Annotated in this window: 20 protein-coding genes; 1 reads left to right on the top strand and 19 read right to left on the bottom strand. The window is 32.5% G+C overall.

The window, feature by feature from the left end; all coding sequences use genetic code 11:
- Nucleotide 1: 1 nt before the first annotated feature.
- From glyA to rfbD, 18 genes are all read right to left on the bottom strand, one after another.
- Nucleotides 2-1273, bottom strand: a complete 1272-nt coding sequence (gene glyA, locus IJ258_RS01860) for a serine hydroxymethyltransferase (RefSeq protein WP_292802097.1) — start codon at nt 1271-1273, stop codon at nt 2-4.
- A gap of 160 nt (nt 1274-1433) precedes the next feature.
- Nucleotides 1434-3425 (bottom strand): CoB--CoM heterodisulfide reductase iron-sulfur subunit A family protein, encoded by a 1992-nt coding sequence (locus IJ258_RS01855; protein WP_292802095.1) that lies wholly within the window; start codon nt 3423-3425, stop codon nt 1434-1436.
- Nucleotides 3426-3723: 298 nt separating this feature from the next.
- Complete coding sequence (locus IJ258_RS01850) at nt 3724-4629, bottom strand: AEC family transporter (protein WP_292802093.1); 906 nt, start codon at nt 4627-4629, stop codon at nt 3724-3726.
- Between the two features lie 83 nt (nt 4630-4712).
- Nucleotides 4713-5648: a DNA repair and recombination protein RadA gene (radA, locus tag IJ258_RS01845; RefSeq protein WP_292802091.1), complete on the bottom strand. Its 936-nt coding sequence runs from the start codon at nt 5646-5648 to the stop codon at nt 4713-4715.
- A 26-nt stretch (nt 5649-5674) separates the two neighbouring features.
- The gene (locus IJ258_RS01840; RefSeq protein ID WP_292802089.1) at nt 5675-8272 is read right to left on the bottom strand and encodes an OB-fold nucleic acid binding domain-containing protein; all 2598 of its coding nucleotides are present in this window, start codon (nt 8270-8272) and stop codon (nt 5675-5677) included.
- 155 nt (nt 8273-8427) lie between these two features.
- Nucleotides 8428-9831: an undecaprenyl-phosphate glucose phosphotransferase gene (locus IJ258_RS01835; protein WP_292802087.1), complete on the bottom strand. Its 1404-nt coding sequence runs from the start codon at nt 9829-9831 to the stop codon at nt 8428-8430.
- Nucleotides 9832-9882: 51 nt separating this feature from the next.
- Nucleotides 9883-10740 carry a glycosyltransferase family 2 protein gene (locus IJ258_RS01830; RefSeq protein ID WP_292802085.1) on the bottom strand — a complete coding sequence of 286 codons (858 nt, stop codon included), beginning with the start codon at nt 10738-10740 and terminating at the stop codon, nt 9883-9885.
- Between the two features lie 12 nt (nt 10741-10752).
- The gene (locus IJ258_RS01825; RefSeq protein WP_292802083.1) at nt 10753-11712 is read right to left on the bottom strand and encodes a glycosyltransferase family 2 protein; all 960 of its coding nucleotides are present in this window, start codon (nt 11710-11712) and stop codon (nt 10753-10755) included.
- Nucleotide 11713: 1 nt separating this feature from the next.
- Entirely contained in the window at nt 11714-12673 is a 960-nt protein-coding gene (locus IJ258_RS01820) for a glycosyltransferase (protein WP_292802081.1), read from the bottom strand.
- Between the two features lie 11 nt (nt 12674-12684).
- Entirely contained in the window at nt 12685-13764 is a 1080-nt protein-coding gene (locus IJ258_RS01815; protein WP_292802079.1) for a CDP-glycerol glycerophosphotransferase family protein, read from the bottom strand.
- Nucleotides 13765-13770: 6 nt separating this feature from the next.
- The gene (locus tag IJ258_RS01810) at nt 13771-14049 is read right to left on the bottom strand and encodes a hypothetical protein (protein WP_292802077.1); all 279 of its coding nucleotides are present in this window, start codon (nt 14047-14049) and stop codon (nt 13771-13773) included.
- A 1-nt stretch (nt 14050) separates the two neighbouring features.
- On the bottom strand, nt 14051-14317 hold the full coding sequence (locus IJ258_RS01805) for a hypothetical protein (RefSeq protein WP_292802075.1): 267 nt from the start codon (nt 14315-14317) through the stop codon (nt 14051-14053).
- A gap of 230 nt (nt 14318-14547) precedes the next feature.
- A complete protein-coding gene (gene rfbB, locus IJ258_RS01800; RefSeq protein ID WP_292802073.1) occupies nt 14548-15555 on the bottom strand; it encodes a dTDP-glucose 4,6-dehydratase in 1008 nt (335 codons plus the stop codon).
- Between the two features lie 8 nt (nt 15556-15563).
- A complete protein-coding gene (gene rfbC / locus IJ258_RS01795; protein ID WP_292802071.1) occupies nt 15564-16121 on the bottom strand; it encodes a dTDP-4-dehydrorhamnose 3,5-epimerase in 558 nt (185 codons plus the stop codon).
- Nucleotides 16122-16125: 4 nt separating this feature from the next.
- A complete protein-coding gene (gene rfbA / locus IJ258_RS01790) occupies nt 16126-16992 on the bottom strand; it encodes a glucose-1-phosphate thymidylyltransferase RfbA (protein ID WP_292802069.1) in 867 nt (288 codons plus the stop codon).
- A gap of 17 nt (nt 16993-17009) precedes the next feature.
- Complete coding sequence (locus IJ258_RS01785; RefSeq protein ID WP_292802067.1) at nt 17010-17237, bottom strand: barstar family protein; 228 nt, start codon at nt 17235-17237, stop codon at nt 17010-17012.
- A gap of 1 nt (nt 17238) precedes the next feature.
- Complete coding sequence (locus IJ258_RS01780) at nt 17239-17688, bottom strand: ribonuclease domain-containing protein (protein WP_292802065.1); 450 nt, start codon at nt 17686-17688, stop codon at nt 17239-17241.
- Nucleotides 17685-18524, bottom strand: coding sequence for a dTDP-4-dehydrorhamnose reductase (gene rfbD / locus IJ258_RS01775; protein ID WP_292802063.1), 840 nt, complete (start codon nt 18522-18524; stop codon nt 17685-17687). The genes IJ258_RS01780 and rfbD overlap by 4 nt, the downstream gene beginning before the upstream one ends.
- A gap of 74 nt (nt 18525-18598) precedes the next feature.
- Between rfbD and IJ258_RS01770 the strand changes: the two genes are divergently transcribed.
- Nucleotides 18599-19837: a nucleotide sugar dehydrogenase gene (locus tag IJ258_RS01770; RefSeq protein WP_292802061.1), complete on the top strand. Its 1239-nt coding sequence runs from the start codon at nt 18599-18601 to the stop codon at nt 19835-19837.
- Here IJ258_RS01770 and IJ258_RS01765 read toward each other — a convergent pair.
- A complete protein-coding gene (locus IJ258_RS01765) occupies nt 19834-21066 on the bottom strand; it encodes a DUF2264 domain-containing protein (protein ID WP_292802059.1) in 1233 nt (410 codons plus the stop codon). The genes IJ258_RS01770 and IJ258_RS01765 overlap by 4 nt on opposite strands.
- Nucleotides 21067-21120 lie beyond the last annotated feature (54 nt).

Genomic DNA, 21120 nt, shown 5'->3' with positions numbered 1-21120 from the left:
ATTAATCTAATTTATGATATTGGTAAGCATCTCTGTCAGAGAATGCATAATCGAGTTTTGTGTATTGGTTCATGAACTCAGCAACTTCATCTGCAATGTCTTCTTTATCCACTGCTACACGTTTGATGAACTCAGCAACTTCATCCATTTCTTTTTCTTTTAAGCCTCTTCTTGTGATTTCCTGAGTACCAATTCTGAGACCTGATGGGTCATCGGAGTTGTCACGGTTGTCTCCTGGCAAGAGGTTTTTGTTAAGGATTACATTGTTGTCAGCCAGTTCTTTTGCAACGTCTGATGCTGATCTGATGTTGGTTAAGTCAACTGCAATTTGGTGGGATTGAGTAAATCCAAGGTCTTCACATAATACGTCAAATCCTCTTTCATACATTGCTTGACCTAATGCTTGAGCATTTTTAATGGTTTGTTTTGCGTATGCTTCACCAAATTCTAACATTTCAGCTGTTGCAATTCCTAAACCTAACAAATGGTGCAAGTGGTGATTACTTACAACACCAGGGAACACTGCTTCATCGATTAAATCAGCATTTTCCGCATGGGATAGGATGATTCCTCCTTGTGGACCTGGGAATGTCTTGTGGGTTGATCCCATCATTACATCTGCACCTTCTTTTAGAGGTTGTTGGAACTGTCCACCTGCAATAAGACCTAATACGTGTGCACCGTCATACATGATTGTTGCGCCCACTTCGTCAGCTGCTTCACGAGCTTCTTTTACTGGGTGTGGGAATAAGAACAGGCTTCCTCCGAACAATACGATTTGTGGTTTTTCTTCAAGGATTTTCTTGTTCATTGCATCGATGTCAATGTTCATAACGTTTTTGTCTAATGGGTGGAATACAGTTTTGAGTCCACGTATTCCTGCTGCACTTACGTCTGCGTGGGAAATGTGTCCTCCGGATGGTACTTCAAGTGCCATTACTTTTTCACCAGGTTTTGCAAATCCAAAGAATGCTGCAAGGTTTGCTGTTACACCTGATACCGGTTGTACATTTGCATAGTCACAGTCATAGACTTCACAGGATAGTTTTTTGGTTTTGTCTTCGATTATATCAACGTATTGACATCCTTCGTAGAATCTTTCGAATGCTTGTCCTTCAGCATATCTGTGTGCAAAATCAGTTGCTAATGCTTCTGTTACTTCTACACTTGTAACATTTTCGGAAGCGATTAAGTTGATACTGTTTCTCATGTATTCAGTATGTTCTTTTGCTATTTTTTCAAAGTTTAAAATTTCATCATGATAATTAGTCATTTACTACACCTAATATCCAATTATATATTTATGATTAAATTTTTGTTTATCTTATAATATAAGAGTTATGAAAAAATAGAGTATTTGAAATTAATTTATAATTAAGAAAAAAAGTTTAAAAAAAAGTAAAAAAAAGAAATAGAGAAATTAATCTCTAAATCTATTTACCTATGTCTTCAAGAGCAGCACTGATTTGTGCCATAATTTGCTCGGTTTTGAAGTGTTGTTGGTTCATAGCACCAGATGGACATGCACCTACACAAGTACCACATCCTTTACATAATGCGGAGTTAATTTGTGCAAATTCTTTTCCACCTACACCAGTTGCGATTGAAATAGCATCGAATGGGCATAATTCAACACATACTTGGCAAGCACCACAAATAGTTTCATCGTTAGATGCAATAATAGGTTCGATTTCTACTTCTCCTTTAGCCATTGGGATTGCTGCTCTGGATGCTGCAGCTGAACCTTGTGCTACGGAGTCAGGAATATCTTTAGGACCTTGTGCTACACCAGCAATGTAAACACCATCTGTTAAGGTGTCAACAGGTCTGAGTTTAGGGTGAGCTTCCATGTAGAATCCGTCTGCAGATCTGGATAAACCTAAGGTTTGTCTGAGTTCGTCAGATCCAGCAGAGTGTTCGAGACCAACACTTAATACAACTAAATCGTAAGTGTATTCAGTTACTTTACCGAGTAAAGTATCTTCTGCTCTGATAGTTAAGGTTAAATCATCGTTTTCGAAGATTTGTGCAGGTTTACCTCTGATAAATTCAATACCATATTTTTCTTGAGATGTTTTGTAGAACTCTTCGTATCCTTTACCGAATGAACGAATATCCATGTAGTAACAAGTTACTTCGGTATCAGGTTCGTGGTCAATACATAATTGAGCGTTTTTCATGGAGTACATACAACATACTCTGGAACAGTATGGTTTACCAATTGTTTCATCTCTGGAACCGACACAGTGGATGAATGCTACACGTTTAGGTTCAATACCGTCGGAAGGTTTGATAACGTGTCCACCAGTAGGACCTGATGCGTTAATCATCCTTTCAATTTCCATAGCAGTGATTACGTTTGAGAAACGTCCGTATCCGTATTGGTAAATACCGGAAGGATCGAATGGGTCGTAACCGATAGCAGCTACAATAGTACCAACTTCTAATTCAATGATTTCAGGTTGTTGGTTGTGGTCGATAGCTTCTGGTCCACATGCTTGTACACATAAGTTACATTCGATACAGTAGTCTTTATCGATAGTTGCACATAATGGTACAGCTTGAGGGAATGGAATGTAAGCAGCTTTTACCATACCTACACCTTCGTCGTAGTAGTTAGGTATTTCGATAGGACAAGCTTCTTGACATTGGCCACATCCAGTACATAAAGCTTCATCAACGTATCTTGCTTTTTTCTCAACTTTTACATTGAAGTTTCCGATGTATCCGTCTACTTCTTTAACTTCTGCGTAGGAAATTAATTCGATGTTTTCGTGTTTTGCACAGTCTACCATTTTAGGTGCTAAAATACACATTGAACAGTCAAGAGTTGGGAATGTTTTATCTAATTGTCCCATTCTTCCACCAATGGTTGGGTTTCTTTCTACCATGTAGGTTTTGAATCCCATGTCACCTAAATCTAATGCGGTTTGGATACCTGCTACTCCACCACCGATAACTAATGCTTTGTTATCTACTGCTACTTTGGTAGCTTCTAATGGTTCGAGTAATCTTGCTTTTGCAACAGCCATACGAGTTAAGTCTTTTGCTTTTTCGGTAGCTGCTTCTGGTTCGTTCATGTGTACCCAGGAGTCTTGTTCTCTTAAGTTAGCAAATTCAAATAAGAATTTGTTTAATCCAGCTTCTTCTACACATCTACGGAAAGTAGGTTCGTGAAGACGAGGGGAACAAGCAGCTACAACAATTCTGTTTAAGTTTTTCTCTTTAATGTCCTCTTGGATCATAGCTTGACCAGGGTCGGAACACATGTATTTGTAGTCTGTTGCGTATACAACATTTGGTAATGTCTTAGCATATTCTGCTACTTCAGGACAGTCTACAACTCCACCAATGTTAACACCACAGTGACAGACGTAAACACCTATCCTTAATTCTTCGTTATTATCTCTTTTTTCTTCTGCCATATTAATTCACCTTGTACAAGTCGTGAAAAATATCTAATATATATAAAAAATTGCAATTTAAAAATAGTTTAGTAAAATTTTACATAGTATTAGATATATAAATGTAGTAAATACACATTTATAAAGGTTTCTATAAAATACTTGGAGTAACACTTATATATGATGAAGTAAAATCTCATTAAAAATAGCTTTAAAATAAAAATAAAACTTAACTAAAGATTATTAATTAAAATAAAGAATTATTATCATTATTTTTAGAAATAATAAATTTATGTTAAATTAAATTTCAAATTTTTTACTACAATAACATGATAATTATAGGAAGTGTAATCAAAGAGATTACAGTATTGATTAATATGCAATCCGAAGTCAGTTCATAATCAAGCTTGTAGGTTATTGCAAGTAACAATGACATCATGCCTGAGGGCATAGCGGCCTCAACAACTGAAACTGTATGCTGAAGATCCACCAAACCAACTTGCGATACAATAATGAAAGCAACAATCGGAAAAAATGCCAATTTCATTACAGATGTAAAGGCAATCATGGATTTGCTTCTAGACAATGCACTGAAATCAATTGAAAGGCCTAAAGCAATCATAATCAATGGAATGGCGCCCTGACCAAGATAATTTACAGTATTGTCAATGACAGGTCCAATTGGTATATTAAAGAAATTAAAGCCTAAACCTAAAACAACAGCCCATAATGGCGGAAACAAAGCAATTTTTCTAACGGCAGTCTTGACAGTGCCTCCGAATTTCAATATCAAAACAAATGATAAAATTAAAAAAATACATAATGTAGCCATATCACAGAAGATAGCCCTTAAAAACCCATCAGCTCCATAAATACCTAAAGTTACCGGATATCCCATAAAAGCAGTATTAGCAATCATGACTGTAACCAGTACACTCCAAAGAGTGATGTCATCCAACTTCAATTGCCTTAATATTAAATAAGATACAATACCTGTAGCAAATGATGATGCCAATATAATAAATGGTAAAATTCCTAACTTAGGCAATAGAGATAAATCTGCAGAATAAATAGCATGAAAAATCATGCAGGGCATTAAAATATACATTACTATTCTATTGAAAGGGTCGATATCTTTTTCGCTTAAAAAATCAATCCTTTTAAGGAAATACCCTAATCCAATCATTATGATGATTGATAAAATAGTAATTTCAATTGCATTCATAATACTTACTTTAAATTATAAAAGTATTTAAAATTAATCAATGAAAAATAGATAAAATTTAAAAAAAGATAAAAATTTTAAAATTAACTAACGATACCTTCGCTAGTAATTTTAAATACACATTCACCTTCAGGTAAATGAGGAGAATCCACTAAACGTGCGATTCTTTTTCCAGCCAAACCTTTTTTAAGCCAAATTCTATAAGTGGAAGCGTGACCTAAAACGTGTCCACCAATAGCTTTGGTAGGACTTCCAAAGAATGAATCTGGTTTAGCTTGAACCTGGTTAGTTAAAAATACTGCAACATTGTATGTGTTTGCAATTTGTTGAAGTGAATGTAAATGTTGATTTAATTTTTGTTGTCTGACAGCTAATGATTCCCTTCCAACATATTCTGCTCTGAAGTGAGCCATTAATGAATCAACAATAACCAATTTAACATTAGCTCCACTCTGAATAAGTTCATTAATTTTATCAACCATTAAAATTTGGTGAGAAGAGTTGAATGCACGTGCAACATGAATTCTACTTAACACTTCTTCAGTATCTAATTCGAATCCTTCTGCAATTTGTCTTACTCTTTCTGGACGGAAAGTGTTTTCAGTATCAACAAATACACATTCTCCATCAAGACCTCCAAGTTCTTCTGGTAATTGAACAGTAACAGCTAATTCATGGGAGATTTGACTTTTACCAGATCCAAATTCACCGAACACTTCAGTGATAGATTGGGTTTCAATTCCTCCACCTATTAAATCATTGAATTCTTGACTTCCAACAGTAATGTGTCCAACATCTTTTCTTCTTTCATCTACTTCTAATGCAGTTTCAAATGTAATGTTCTCAGCTCTACGAGCAGCTTCAATAACTTTTTCAGCAACTCCTTCTCCAATTTCAGCTTTTACTGATAATTCTTTTGGAGTAGCTGTTGCTAATCTCATCATATCAGCGAAACCTGCATCTTTTAATTTTTCTGCTGTTTTTTCTCCAACACCTGGTAAATCACTTAATTCAACCATAATAATCATTCCTTATTTTTTTATTTTTAAAAGTATTTATTCAAAAGTTTTTTAGGATTTAACCTATTTTCTTCAGTATATTCATTGAAACTTACATTAGCAATAATTTCAATAGTCATTCCAACTAAATCTTGAAGCTTATCACTAATATCATAAGTATCTTCCATAAGAGAAATTATTTCCTCTTTTTTCATGTCAATAAGTTGTTCTGCTAAATCGCCAAAGAAAGTAACTGGAATTTCTCCTGTATCATCCTCTACTCTTGTAGGGATCATAAGAGTGTATTTTGGTTCATCGAAAACATGACCACAGTTATCACAGATGTATTCATCTTCACTTTCTTCAACATTTTCATTACAATTTGGACATTTTTTAAGCAATATTTTATCAGCGAATACTTCTTTAATTCTAGCAGTTATATGAACATTAGTATCATCTTCTAATAAGGATTCTATAGGTTTTGAAACAAATATAGATTCCATTAATTCTTCTTGAGAAGGTAATTCAGCTAGTTCTTTTTCACTTGGATCTAAAATAGTTGTACCACCAGATACGGTTGCTTGAAGACGATTATCCATATCTAATGTTAAACGAGGGTTTTGTATTTTAAGTGGTTGACCCATTTCTAATTCCATATTAGCATCCTTATCCCACAATACGACCCTAATTGATCCGGTATCATCGGCAATTTCAATATTTCTTACAGAACCAGTATCACCGTTGTCTCTGTCAAAAGTACGAATATCATTTAATTCAATGACTCTACCAATGATAATTTTGTCTTCTTCCTCCTCATCAAGGTCTTCAATTTTCTTATAATCATAAATTGCTTTTTCTAATGTAGCAAGTTCAGGAATAAACATTGCAGATGCTTGTTCTTCAGATAATCTTATAATTCTAGCACTTCCACCAATATTTAAATCGACACTGTACATACCAAGTCTAGTTCTAGCATTTTCAATTCTGTACGCTTCACCTACAGCATAATCTCCTTGAGCTTTCTCATTCCAAAAGGACAATCTGACTTTACCTGATTCATCCGCAAATAATGCTGAACGAACAACTCCTATATTACCATCATCTCTTTGGAATTCTCTTGGATCTTCTAGGGAAAGAATTCTGCCCTGAATATCAATTTCAACTCCGTCCTCATCGAAATCGAATTGTATTTCTCCAATAGGAACAGGATGTAATTCATTTCTTATTGCTTCCAACTCATCAATTGTTTCAAGTGGTAAGTTTTCAGGATTAACAGTGATTTGAGTATTGAAATTAGTATTCATGGAATATTGGCTTTGAGTATATTCATCAAATCTAACATCACCGCCAATAATTTTAATGAAATCACCTTTATTAATTGGAATGTTGGTGTCATCACCCCAAACTGTTACTCTTATTTCATCGGTTGCATCCCTTACATCAAAGTTTCTTAATTTACCTTCAGTATTGTCTGTTTTTCTTGTAAATACTTTGATATCTTGTAATCTGGATACAACTCCTATAATGGAAACATCTCTTTGTTCACTTACATCCCCAATAGGTGTAAATACCTGTTGGATTTCGGGAACGTCATAATCTCCTTTAATAATTCTTCCATCCCAATGAGTTAGTGAAATTTCATTTTCACCATCTCTGTTTTGTCTTTGACGTGCTTGTGCCTGAAGAATTTTAACTGTGTCCCCATCTTCTAATTTCAAATCATTGATCAATTCAACATTTTTATTCCATAATGTGTAAGAGATTTGTCCTGAATCATCTTGTAATTCAAGAGATGCAACTTTTCCTTCTTTTCCATTTTTTTCATAGCTTCTAATTGTTGGAATTCTAATAATTCTTGCAATAATATTAACTTTTGTTTCCGGTTCAATATCAGCAATTTTTGTAATTTCTTCTTCATAAGCCGGGAATCTTGAAGGGTCTTCATCCAAATGAATAAGAGTAGATCTTGGTCTTAAATTAGCTTCTAAGCCAGTATATCCTTCTTTAATGTCAGTCTCTTTAATTTGAATAATATCTCCTTCAGTGACATTTTTAAGCAATTTAATATTCTGTGTCCAGAATACTGCTCTGATTTCACCAGTGTTGTCTTTTAATTCAACATTACATACTTCCCCACTTTGACCTTTACGTGTTTTAAATGATCTTGGATTTGAAATTGAAATTACCCTACCAGCTATATTTACATCACGACTATTGGCTTCAAGCTGATTAATAGGTTTAACAAATTCCGGAGGATCCGCATGTCTTTCAGGTTCTTCTTCAACAAATTCTCCAACAACCATGTCCGCTAAGCTCACATCGGTCATAAATGGATTTTCAATTTCTTGTTGTCTGAATTTTTCCATCCTTTCAAAGAATTCTTCTTTAGAAATTAAGTCTTTTACTTTATCATATCTTTCCTGAATGTCTTCACTCATTTCAGATGAAGATTCTTCTTGTGTATTTTCAAAAATAGATGTGTCAACTCCATTATGGTTTTGCACCACCATTTGTGCAGCACCAAAATCATCAATGAAATCAATTCCATCATTATCTGCTTTTAATCTTTCAATTTCTTCTAAGAACTCTTCTTCAGAAAGTTTATCTTTAACTTTTTCGTATTCTTGTAAAATTTTTTCTTGCATACCAAACCCCTCATAGAAAAGTTAATTATAATTTTATATTTATAGTGTATATAAAGTTAGAGAGAGAGCATTTGAAAAGTAATCTCAATATCAATTTATCAAAAAATTTATTTAAATATTGCCAAAGTGCACACATGCACAAATTCACAGAAATGCTAATATGCATTAGGATTTTTCTTAACTGCGGTTTTAATCATTATAGCCAAGTCTAAACCCATGTGCCAGTTTTCTACATATTCTATATCATAATCAATACGTTTTTTGATTGAAGTATCACCACGACAACCATGTATTTGAGCCCATCCGGTCAAACCCGGTTTTACTTGATGTTTAACCATATATTTTGGAATTGTTTCCTTGAATTGTTCTACAAAATATGGTCTTTCAGGTCTTGGACCAACTACACTCATATCCCCTTTTAGGACATTGAAAAACTGCGGCAATTCATCAATACTGGTTTTTCTAATTATATCTCCAACTTTGGTTTTTCTTGGATCATCACGAGTGGTCCATTCTGATTTTTCTTCATTTGGATCCTGTACTCTCATACTACGGAATTTATACATCATGAATGTCTTACCATTATAGCCCATTCTCTCTTGCTTAAAGATTATAGGGCCCGGAGATGTTAATTTAATTGCAATAGCTGTTATAATCATGATAGGTGATGTTATTATAATAGCTATGAGTGATATTACATAATCAGAAAGGTATTTTAAAAATTTATTAAAATCATCATCTAACGGAACATAACGAATATTGATTATAGGAATGTCTTCAATCATGTCAACTGATGGTTGTGCTGGGAAATATCTTATATAATCAGGAATAATTTCCGCCTTAATTCCTACTTTTTCACAACTCTCCACTAGTTCATTAATCTTATAATAATATTTTAAAGGAATAGCCAAAACAACTCTATCATATCTATTTTTCTCAAGTACCTTATCCAAATCTTTAAAGGCACCTATGATGCTACTGCCTTCAACTTCCATACCAACATGCTCAGCCCTTCCTAAAAATCCGCTAACAACAAAACCAAGATAAGGATTTTCTCTGATTCTGCGAGCGAATGTGAATGCCAAATCATTGTCTCCAACGATTAGAATATGTTTTAAATTCTTATTATTAACTCTTAAATTCTTTAAAACACTTCTAATGACAAATCTTTCAATAATTCCAAAGAAAGTTGCTATTATAGCAAGTAAAAATAGCATTATCCTGGAATAGTCAGGCTGGTTTATAATAAATAGAATTGAAACCAGAATAAGGAAAGATAATATATTGACTTTTATTATTTGAGTAGCTTCTGAAAAGATATTTTTGTAAGTTCTGCGAGGCTTATAAAGGCCAAATGCAAAGTATAATATCAGATAAACAGGAATGACAGCCAAGATTAAAAACAGCAGATAACTTTGCAAACCTAAATGCCCTCCGAGCGGGCCAAATAAAGTAGTCTTAAATCTTAACCAAATTGAACATATAAGTGATACAGTTATCACTAAAACATCAATTAATATCAATATTACATTCAATGCCCTTTGATTTTCCTTTATCATAATAACTACCAAAAAAACTAGTTTATAATATATATTATATTTATACATTAATTAATTTTTCTTTTTGAAGATATTTAAAAAAAGTTTTAAAGCGCATAAAAGTGCAATTCCAATATAAACTACCCAATTGACTATGAAAAAGGATTCATCTGCATGATGTTTTTTATAATAAATATACATTGCTCGATAAAATTCATAAATAAGTTTGGATTTTTGTTTTTTGCTACTTGCCCCTTTAAGGTGAGTTATTTTTGATTTGCCATAATATATTATCTTCCAGCCGCCATGCTTAATGCGATAACATAAATCAATATCTTCACCATACATGAAAAATGTTTCATCCAAAAGACCGATCTGGTCCAGTGCTTCCTTTCTCATGAACATGAATGCACCTGTCAGACAGTCTATTTCATAAACTTCCCCATCAGGCAGGTCAGTTAAATTATAGTTGTCATCCTTGCTTTTAGTAGGAATATGGAACAGTCTGAAAAATGAGTTTTTGACATTTGGAAATGACCTTTTACAGGCTTTGTCAAGTTCGCCGTTTTCCAAAAGAACCTGACATCCGCATGCTCCAACATCAGGATGATTTTCCATGTAATTATAAATGTCTCCTAATGTATTTTCCCATACAATAGTGTCTGAGTTTAAAAGCAGCTGATATTTGCCAGTGGCTTGTCTTAAGGCCTGATTGTTACCTGCTGCAAATCCATTATTTTCAACTGAAGCGATAAATTTAACCTTATTTCCGAAATAATCCTTAAGTTTTGATAAACTATCATCGCTGGACGCATTATCCACAACAAATATCTCAACATCAAAGGGATATTCATATTCTAAAATAGAATTAATTGTATTTTTTGTTAACTCAAATGTTTGATAATTTACAATTACAACTGAAAGGTCCATAAAACTCACTATTTATTTTTTTAAAAATTTAAGAGTATTAATTATTAATCTGTATTCAATTTTAAAATAGTTTTTTGTATTTTTAGATTTGAATTTGACTTTATCAATTTTACTTCTGCTTGACAATCCCTCTTTTATGCCTTCCAGATATGTTGAACCGAATCCCTTTTTAACAAAAAACAGATATTTGATTAAAAATCCTAAAAACAGGAATATGAAGTTGATTATTTTTAATGGTATTGGAATATTTTTATAAACTACCCACACATTGTTTCGAGCAGCCAAACGAACTTTAAATTCGTTATATCTGCTACCGGATGTTGCAGAACCGATATGATAAACGATTGCATCAGGACATAACAGATTCTTATATCCGTTTATTTTAGAGCGTATTGCCAAATCAACATCTTCCATATATGCAAAAAAATTATTGTCAAACATGCCTATTTCATTTAGAAGGGTTTTCTTATACATTGCCGCTCCGGCGCAAGCAGAAAAGATATCACAAACTTCCGTGTATTCGTTTGAATTATGGTTTTCTCCTGTTTTTTTGGTCCATGCAAGAAGATTATATTCATCTCCAACATCATCGATTAATTGCTTATTGTTATACTGAAGCATTTTAGCCTGTACTGAAAAAATATTCTCATCTGAAGATATCAAATCTGTTAAAGCCTTAATGGATCCCGGCTTAATCTCAGTGTCGTTGTTAAGTGAGAATATATATTCATATCTGGCTTTTAAAATTCCCTGATTAACTGCCGGTGAAAAACCTAGATTATCTGTGTTTTCAATCAATATGACAGGAAAGTTAAAAGTGTTGTTTTTAATGTATTCTTTGCTTTTATCAGTTGATCCGTTGTCAACTATGATTACCTCTCCAATTAAGTCAGAATCATTGTTTAAAGATTCAAAAAATGTTTTAAGAAATTTTTCTCCATTATAATTTGGTGTAACTACAGAAACTTTCATATTAATCAATTGAATTTTTAAGTTTTCTCCATATCTTATAATATAATTTCGGATTTAATAAGAATAACTTTATTTTTAGTTTAAATTTACTGTCGCCCTGATATTTGGATAGCTTTTCAAACAAATTTAATTCATCCATTTTAGCTGTTACTTCATTAAAATCATATCCATTATAAAAAAAGAAGTTCATATTTCCAAATATTGCTTTTGGTATACGTGAAGTAATTATCAGGTGGCTGAATTCAGGTTTATTGTTTTGTTTGTAGAACTCGGCAATATTTTCAAATATTTCGACAATTCCGAATCGTTTGTATTCAGTGGTGTTTATAGCTGACTGTGAGTGTTGAACATAAAAATAGGTTACTTCATTATTAATAGCAATATTTTCTCCGTAATTTAGTGCCTTATGTGCAAATTCTGTATCTTCACCGTATACAATGCCCGGTGTAAATCTAATATTGTTATTTTTAATTATATCTGATTTATACATTAATTGGAAGAAATTGAATGTGATTTCCATGTTAAGTTCCATTTTAATAAAATCATGTGTTGAAATTGTGTCTTGTGAGTACTTATCAAGATTTGTTATTTTACTGCCTTCTTTTTTAGCATATAATGTTAAACTGAAATCTGTTTTGCCATTGTATAAACTTGATATGTGATTTGAGCTTACATAATCATCAGCATCAATGAAAACTAAGTAATCACCTTTTGACTCATCAATTCCCACATTTCTTGCTACACTAACACCGGAATTTTCCTGATGAATTATCTTATTTGGAATTTCACATTCATTTAACGTATTGTGAATTATCTCCAAACTGTTATCTGATGAGCCGTCATCAATGACAATTATCTCAAAACTATCAAAATCCTGAGTAATAATTGAATCTAAAGTTTTACTTATATACTTTGAGGCGTTATATACTGGGACAATTACACTAACCTTAATATTATCCATTTTATCTTCCTTTATTTTAATAAGTAATTAACAATTCTTTCAGATGAACGACCGTCAATTTCATCAAATTGTGTCTTAACAAATTCAGATATTTTACTTTTATCAAACTTCTCATTTTCAATAACATCAATCAACTCATCAGAAGTATAAACAATAGGTCCTGGAACAGTTGTTTTAAAATCATAGTAAAATCCACGTTCGTTAGCCAGATATTCATTTAAATCATATGTGAAAAATACAGTTGGCTTATTTAAAGCTGAATACTCAATCATGATAGATGAATAATCTGTGATTAAGACGTCACTAATCAACATTAATTCCTGTTCACTTTCCCAATTGCTCACATCTACATACTTCCCTTGAGCAGAAATATCATCTTTATAGAAATCTTTAATCTTGGGATGAAGTCTTAAAGCTAAAATATACTCATCACTTAATTTTTCATTAAATTTATCCAAATCAAGGTAATTAAAAACATTGTTGAATTTTTCCTCATCTCTAAAAGTTGGAGCATAAAGAATAATCTTTTTATCTTGAGACAAGGAATATTTTTCACAAAAATCTTTTTTTAATTTATTTAAATTATGATTTTCAAAATAATAATCCATTCTTGGCAGCCCTAAAGGTTTTATCTTATCTTTAGGCATTTGAAAAGCTTCACTATAATAGCTGATAATATTTTTAGATGTAACAATTAAGTAATCGGTATTTTGAGAGATTTTACTTAATATTTCACGACTGCCAATATCCACAGATCCTCCAAATTTCTTTGAAGCTCCAGGAGCATGCCACAATTGGACTATCACATTATTTGAACCGAATTTCATGAAAGCAAGTGGGAAAAAATTATCGTTTAAAAATATGAATTTGGAACCGGCTAATTTTTTAAAGCTGCCGAAAGACAATTTGTCTTTGTAAAAAAAGTGGAATTCATAATCTCCCCTTTTTTCAAATTCCTTTTTAATATAATCCAAATTGCCTTTGAATGATTCTTTTGAATCAATAATAAAAGAAATTCGATTATTTTCAACATGAGTATGTTTAAATAGCTTAAATAATAAGCCATATACTTTGTGCTTTAAATACGGCATGAAAATCTAGAAAAATGCTAACATTCCAGGAATAGCTTCAACAATAGCCTGAATACCTAAAATGAATATTGCTAAACCGCCGATGAAATTAATTGCTCTAGCATATTTCATTGCCACTTTTGTACCGAATGTTCCAATTAAAAGCCAGCAAAGTACAGCTATAAAACTTAAAATAGCTAATCCAACAGGGTCAACATGTGCTGCAACACCTTGTGCCGCTAAAATCAAGTTTTCAATGTTACCGAAAACCAATAGTGGTAAAAAATGCCTAATTTCCGGATCCATCTTATTCACCCCTAATTGAAGTAATCATTGCCTGAGCTCCTAAAATAAGGATAGCTAAACCACCAATGAAATCAATAAAATCAACATAATTAATTAATAGTTGTGTACCAAATGTTCCAATGGCTAACCATGCAGCCACACATATGAAACTTGCAACACCTAATTTAACCGAATTAACACCAGCCACAACACCTTGAGAAGATAATACTAAATTTTCGATATTACCAAAAATAATTAATCCTACAAAAGGCAAATATTGCTCCAACATCCAAATCACCATTTCCCAAAAAATAAATAAATTTTTAATTTACATTATCAATTAATATTAAAGAATAATAATATATAAAATTATCTTAAAAATAGAAAAAATCATGGAATTTCGAATTAAAAAATATAAATATAAATTGATTGTTAAAAGAAATTATTTGAACATTTTATAAAAAAAATAATAAAAAATGAATATTATAAAATTAAGAGGTAAATTTCAAGTGTAAATCACTACCTATTTGAATACATTTTTTCATAATATTCCTGATATTGTCCGCTTTTGATTTTGTTGGTCCAATCCTGATTGTCAAGATACCATTGAATTGTTTCTTTAATACCTACTTCAAATGTATAATCCGGATTCCAGCCCAGCTCATCCTGAATCTTTGATGAATCAATAGCATAACGCCTATCATGACCTAAACGATCAGTCACAAACTCAATCAATGATTCATCTTTTCCTAAAGTTTCAAGAATCAGTTTTACAATATAAATATTTTCTTTTTCATTGTTTCCACCAATGTTATAGACTTCACCCAACTTACCTTCATGTAAAACCAAATCTATTGCAGTACAGTGGTCGTGAACATGCAGCCAGTCACGAATATTTTTACCGTCACCATAAACAGGTAATTTCTTATCCTCCAATGTATTAGAAATCATTAGAGGAATTAGTTTTTCTGGAAACTGATACGGCCCATAATTATTTGAACAGCGAGTAATATTTATAGGCAAATCAAATGTTTCAAAGTATGCCCTTGTGATTAAATCTCCACCAGCTTTAGAAGCTGAATAAGGACTATTAGGTTGTAGAGGAGTAGTTTCAGTGAAATATCCGGTTTTTCCCAATGTTCCATAAACTTCATCAGTGGATATTTGGATATATTTCTCAACACCGTATTCCTTAGAGGCATTTAAAAGAACTTGTGTGCCCAACACGTTTGATTTAATAAATATCTCAGGGTCTTCTATACTCCTATCAACGTGGCTTTCAGCAGCAAAATTAATTACATAATCAGATTTCTTAACCAGATCATCTACAATTTCTTTATCCCTAATGTCACCCTTAACAAAAGTATAATTGTCTTTATCTTCAATATCTTTTAAGTTTTCAAGATTTCCGCAATAAGTTAGAGCATCCAAATTGATTATATGATAATCTGAGTATTTATTCACCATATATCTTACAAAATTACTTCCTATAAAACCTGCTCCGCCAGTAACTAAAATATTTGTCATAATAATCCCTAATATTTAATATTTGATTCTTTTAAGGTTTTCCACTCTTTATCTTTATCGGATAATATTATTTCATCAATGCCATCCAATGGCCAGTCAATAGCAATATCCTCATCATTCCACATGATTCCGCTCTCATCTTCGCCATGATAAAACTCTGTACATTTATATAAAAATTCTGCTTCATCAGAAAGTACTAAAAATCCATGTGCAAATTTTGGAGGAATATACAATTGTTTCTTATTGTCTTCAGACAATATTTCACCATACCATTTACCGTAAGTTGGTGAATCGCTTCTAAGGTCAACTCCAACATCGAATACTTCCCCTTTAATGACACGGACCAATTTACCTTGAGGATAATTTAATTGTAAATGCAGACCCCTTAATACACCTTTACTTGATTTTGATTGATTATCCTGAACAAAAGTTAAATCATAACCCGCTTCTTTAAAATCGTTTTCCTGGTATGTTTCCATAAAATATCCTCTGTTATCCTCAAAAACAGTAGGTTCAACAACAAACATACCCTCAATTCCGGTGTCAATAAAATTAAACTTTCCCACAAAATCACCTTTTAACTAAATTAAATAAATATTGACCATAATCGGTTTTTTTAAGTTCTTCAGCAGTTTTTAATAACTGATTATCATCAATGTATCCTTTAAGATAAGCAATTTCTTCCAGACAAGCGATGTATAAACTTTGTCTTTTTTGAACTGTTTCTATGAAATTGGCCGCTTCAAGTAGTCCTTCATGAGTTCCGGTATCAAGCCAGGCCATACCCCTTCCGAGAAGTTCAACTTTAAGTTTTCCGCGTTTTAAGTATTCCTCATTTACAGAAGTGATTTCAACTTCCCCTCTGTCGGACGGTTTAACATTTTTAGCAATTTCTATTACATCATTATCATAGAAATAAAGACCTGGAACAATATAATTTGATTTTGGCTTTTCTGGTTTTTCTTCTATTGATAAAACATTCCAATCATCATCAAATTCAACAACACCAAACGCTTCAGGATTATTAGTATAATATCCAAATATTACTGCTCCTTCATCAAGATTGATTGCCCTTTCAAGAATTTCTGTGAATCTGTGTCCGTGAAAAATGTTGTCTCCCAAAATAAGTGCAACATTATCATTTCCAATGAAGTCTTCACCAATGATGAATGCTTCTGCAAGGCCGTTAGGATTTTCCTGAACGGCATATTCAAATTTGATTCCCAAACTGGATCCGTCTCCCAACAAATCTTTATACATTGGTAAATCGCGAGGAGTGGATATAATTAATATTTCTTTGATTCCTGCAAGCATAAGAACAGAAATTGGATAATAAATCATCGGTTTGTCATATAGTGGCAATAACTGTTTTGAAACAGCCTTAGTAATAGGATATAAACGAGTTCCTGAACCGCCTGCTAGAACTATACCTTTCATAATAATCACTTTGTTTTTTATATTATTTTAAATTTTAAAAATTTGTTTTCATCAGCAGCATCTTGAAATGTGTCAAGAATATCCTTATCGATTTCACAAGAATTAGTCAATTCGATTTCACATTCCATCTCACAAAGACAATCATATAATGCATCAAGATTTTTACCGTAATAATCCGGCAAATTTAAAGCCTCCATCAAATAATCATGCCCCTGCTGGTTAATTAATTTACCATCTAAAATCATTTTAAACCTCTGTGAATGTAGCGTAATGATCGTCAGTATAGTACACTTTATAATCACCGGTATTGTAGACTATTCTTTCTGCACCACGACTGGTTCCATTTGCATTAATATCACATTCAATGTATTTATCATCACTGTCAGGAAGTATATGCTGCCTGTTTGTAAATGTATCCCCACCAATACTTTTTCCCGGTGCATATTTTTTAAGTGGGCCTCCATGCCAGCCTAATGCATTGGCTTGTTTTTTTGTGATATAATTACTTGGAAGTTTGTGAAATTCCTTAATATAAGCTGAAACTTCATCAACTGTACAATATTCTCCGTCTTCCACTACATTTATGTCACTTGCACCATCATCAAACTTTAAAAAGTCAAAAAAACCTGCACTAACTGCAGAAATACCAAATAAAGCAATGATTAATGCAATGACTAAAATAAATTTTTTATTCATTTAATCAACTCAATATATTCTTTTATCGCTTCTTTATAATTTCTAAGAGGTTTAAAACCATTTTCAACCCATTGTTTATTATTTAAAACTGAATAGCTTGGTCTTGGTGCAGGTCTTGCAAATTCAGATGCAGTTACTGGAATAACCTTTACATCCTTATCAGCAATCTCAAAAATATATCTTGCAAATTCACACCATGAGCAACTTCCGGAATTAGTCAGATGGTAAGTTCCATAATAATCTGTTTCAATCAATTGAGAAATTCCATAAGCTAAATCGGGAGTATATGTAGGAGTACCAACTTCATCATAAACAACAGTTATTTCAGAGTGGTTTTGAGCTAATTCAAGCATTGTTTTAGGAAAATTACGGCCATTAATTCCATATAGCCAAGCTGTCCTGACAATGAAATATTTATCAAGTATTTCCAAGATAGCTTCTTCACCTTTAAGCTTGCTTTTACCATAAACGCTTATAGGACCTATTTCACCATCCTCTGCAATAGGATCACGTGCACTGCCATCAAATACATAATCAGTGCTGATATGAACCAATGGACAATCAATTTCTCTGCAAGCTAGTGCCAAATTACGAACACCATCTCCATTAACCGCATATGCAAGGTCCTGATTTTGCTCACAACCGTCAACATCAGTGTAAGCCGCCGAATTAATAACTATGTCCGGTTTGGTATCACAAATATAATCCATTGTTTGCTTTTTATCTGTAATATCAAATGTTTTAGAAGTTGTAAGAATCAATTCATTATTTTCTTCCAAAACTTTTATTAAATCATGGCCCAACATTCCATTAGAACCTGTAATTAAAATCTTCATAATATCACTTAAAACTTTAATATTAGTTTCTATATATATTTATATGTAATATTTAAACAAGGGAGTTAGAAATTATGAAAGTGTGTATTATTGGTCAAGGCTACATTGGACTTCCGACTGCAGCACTTTTTTCTCGTAATCACTGCGAAGTAGTCGGAGTAGACATTTCTGAAGAAATGATTAATAACTTAAATAATGGAATTATACATATTGAAGAGCCAGGAATATCCGACATTATCAAAAAAGCAGTGGAAAAAAAAGTATACAAAGCTAGTCTAACCCCTCAAAAAGCTGATGCTTTCATAATCACCGTACCGACACCATATATTGTTGAAAATTATAGCTGCGATTTAAGTTATGTAATAACAGCATGTGAATCAATTTTACCTTATCTTGAAAAGGGAAATACTGTTATTGTTGAATCAACAATAGCTCCAATGTCAACAGACGAAGTGATAAAACCTATTTTTGAAAAAGCAGGTTTTACAATAGGAAAGGACTTATATCTTGCACATTGTCCTGAAAGAGTACTACCTGGAAAAATAATCGACGAATTAATACATAATGACAGAATAATAGGTGGAGTAACACCTGAATGTGCAGTTAAAGCCAGTGAAGTTTACGGTCAGTTCGTTGAAGGAGATTTGATGCTTACTGAAGCAAAAACAGCAGAACTTTCAAAATGCATGGAAAATACCTTCAGAGATGTTAACATAGCCCTTGCAAATGAACTTGCAAAAATTTGTGCTGAAATTGGTGTAAATGCATTAGATGTTATTGAAATGGCAAATAAACATCCTAGAGTTAATCTTCACTCCCCAGGACCTGGAGTTGGAGGACATTGCCTTGCAATTGATCCATATTTTATTTATGCCAAAGCTCCAGAAACAGCAAAAATCATTAAGCTGGCACGTGATACAAACAATTCAATGCCAGATTTTGTCTGTGAAAATGTGAAAAAGATAATTTCAGACGGTAAAATCGCAATACTAGGTGTTTCATATAAAGGAAATACCGGAGATGACAGGGAAAGTCCAGCATATGAAATTATATCCAAATTAAGTAATGATTATAAAATAGCTATTCATGACCCTCACATTGACAATCCTAATTTTGTAAGTTTAGATGAGGCCACAAAAGATGCCGACCTAATTCTGGTTTTATGTGACCATGATGAATTTAAACACATCGATTACGATTTAATAAAAGAAAACACTAAAAATCCAGTAATATTTGACACAAAAAATATAATAAAAGAAGTTCCTCCAGAAATTAAATTATATAATTACGGGAACTTATATGAGTTGAATTAAAAATTAATTGATTGGTCTGAGTGTATTTGATGGCCATTCCAAGCTTTTTGACTACTCCACTCTTCAGATGGTGCCTTCCAGAATACATCATCCGCTCTTAATCCTAAAGGCAGGAATATTGCACAGCATGCATATAAACTTCCAGTATTGATATTATCCTCACAGATTTCCATCTGTGATGCATTTAAACCGCAAAGTAACCATCCTTCGCTAGAAAAATTCTGGTTTCCGGTGAATTGTCTTTGAATAACCTTTGTAAGAGCGCATCTAACCTGTGCTGGTGAAATATTTCTAGGCAATATTTTTAAAAGTGCGGCCTGTGAAAGCAAATGAAATACTCCACAGCGATATGATAATGCTTTTCCCAAAAGAGGATATGTTCCTTCAGGTGAAATTAATCTTTCAAGCTGAGAAGATAATCTTGAAGACCTCATTAATTGAACGTCTAAAAATTCTCCATCTTGAAGACCGTATTTTCTCATTACGGTTAAAATATCATTAAGCATCGGATGAATAACGAGACTGTTAAAGTATCCCACTTCAAAATCTTCACCATCGGAGTAGATTGCATCCCCTACATATAATTCATCTCTGAACTTAGAAATAGCATAAATCAATCTCTCTTTATCACATTCACCAGTGAATTCTAAAAGAGCAGCTTCAATCATTGAAGTAAACAATAACCAATGATTTTCATAAGGAGCTATAATTCTAGTATTTTTTAATTCACGAATAATTCTAGCCTGAACATCCATTGGTAAATTAAGCCAAATTTGGGTTTTAGCTCTGAGTAATCCTTGAGCAAATAAAGCAACATCAACTAAAGATTGTTTTGGTTCAACAACAAAAATATAATCATTACTATTGGTACTAACAGCATTTTTAATTGATTTTAAGGTTAACTGAAGATATTTTGCACGTACGTGACCTTCTTCAGAATTATCAGCACCCAATTCTAACCAAGGAGCAATACCATTAAAAACACGAGCAAATGCTTCCAGATATGTAAATTTCTGTCCTTCAGTACTGTTTGATTCATATGGCATGTTTTTTCTAAGTGATCCTCTAGCCAAATTATTCAAAACTGGAAATGCTATTTTCTGTAATGTTGAAACCCAATAAATCCTATCTTCCCAAACAGGAGCCTGTTTTTCAATAACAGGAGGCTTTTCTTCTTTTTTGAATCTATTAAAAAATGAGTTGCTCATGAGTAATCTTATGTTAAACATTATATATAAATATTAAAAAAAGTAAAAAAATTTGCAATTAAAAGAGAGTTTATA

Origin of the sequence: Methanobrevibacter sp. (assembly GCF_017468685.1) — an archaeon.
Lineage (GTDB): Archaea > Methanobacteriota > Methanobacteria > Methanobacteriales > Methanobacteriaceae > Methanocatella.
Note: the sequence above shows the minus strand (reverse complement) of the source record. Positions and strands in the feature narration are given on the sequence as shown.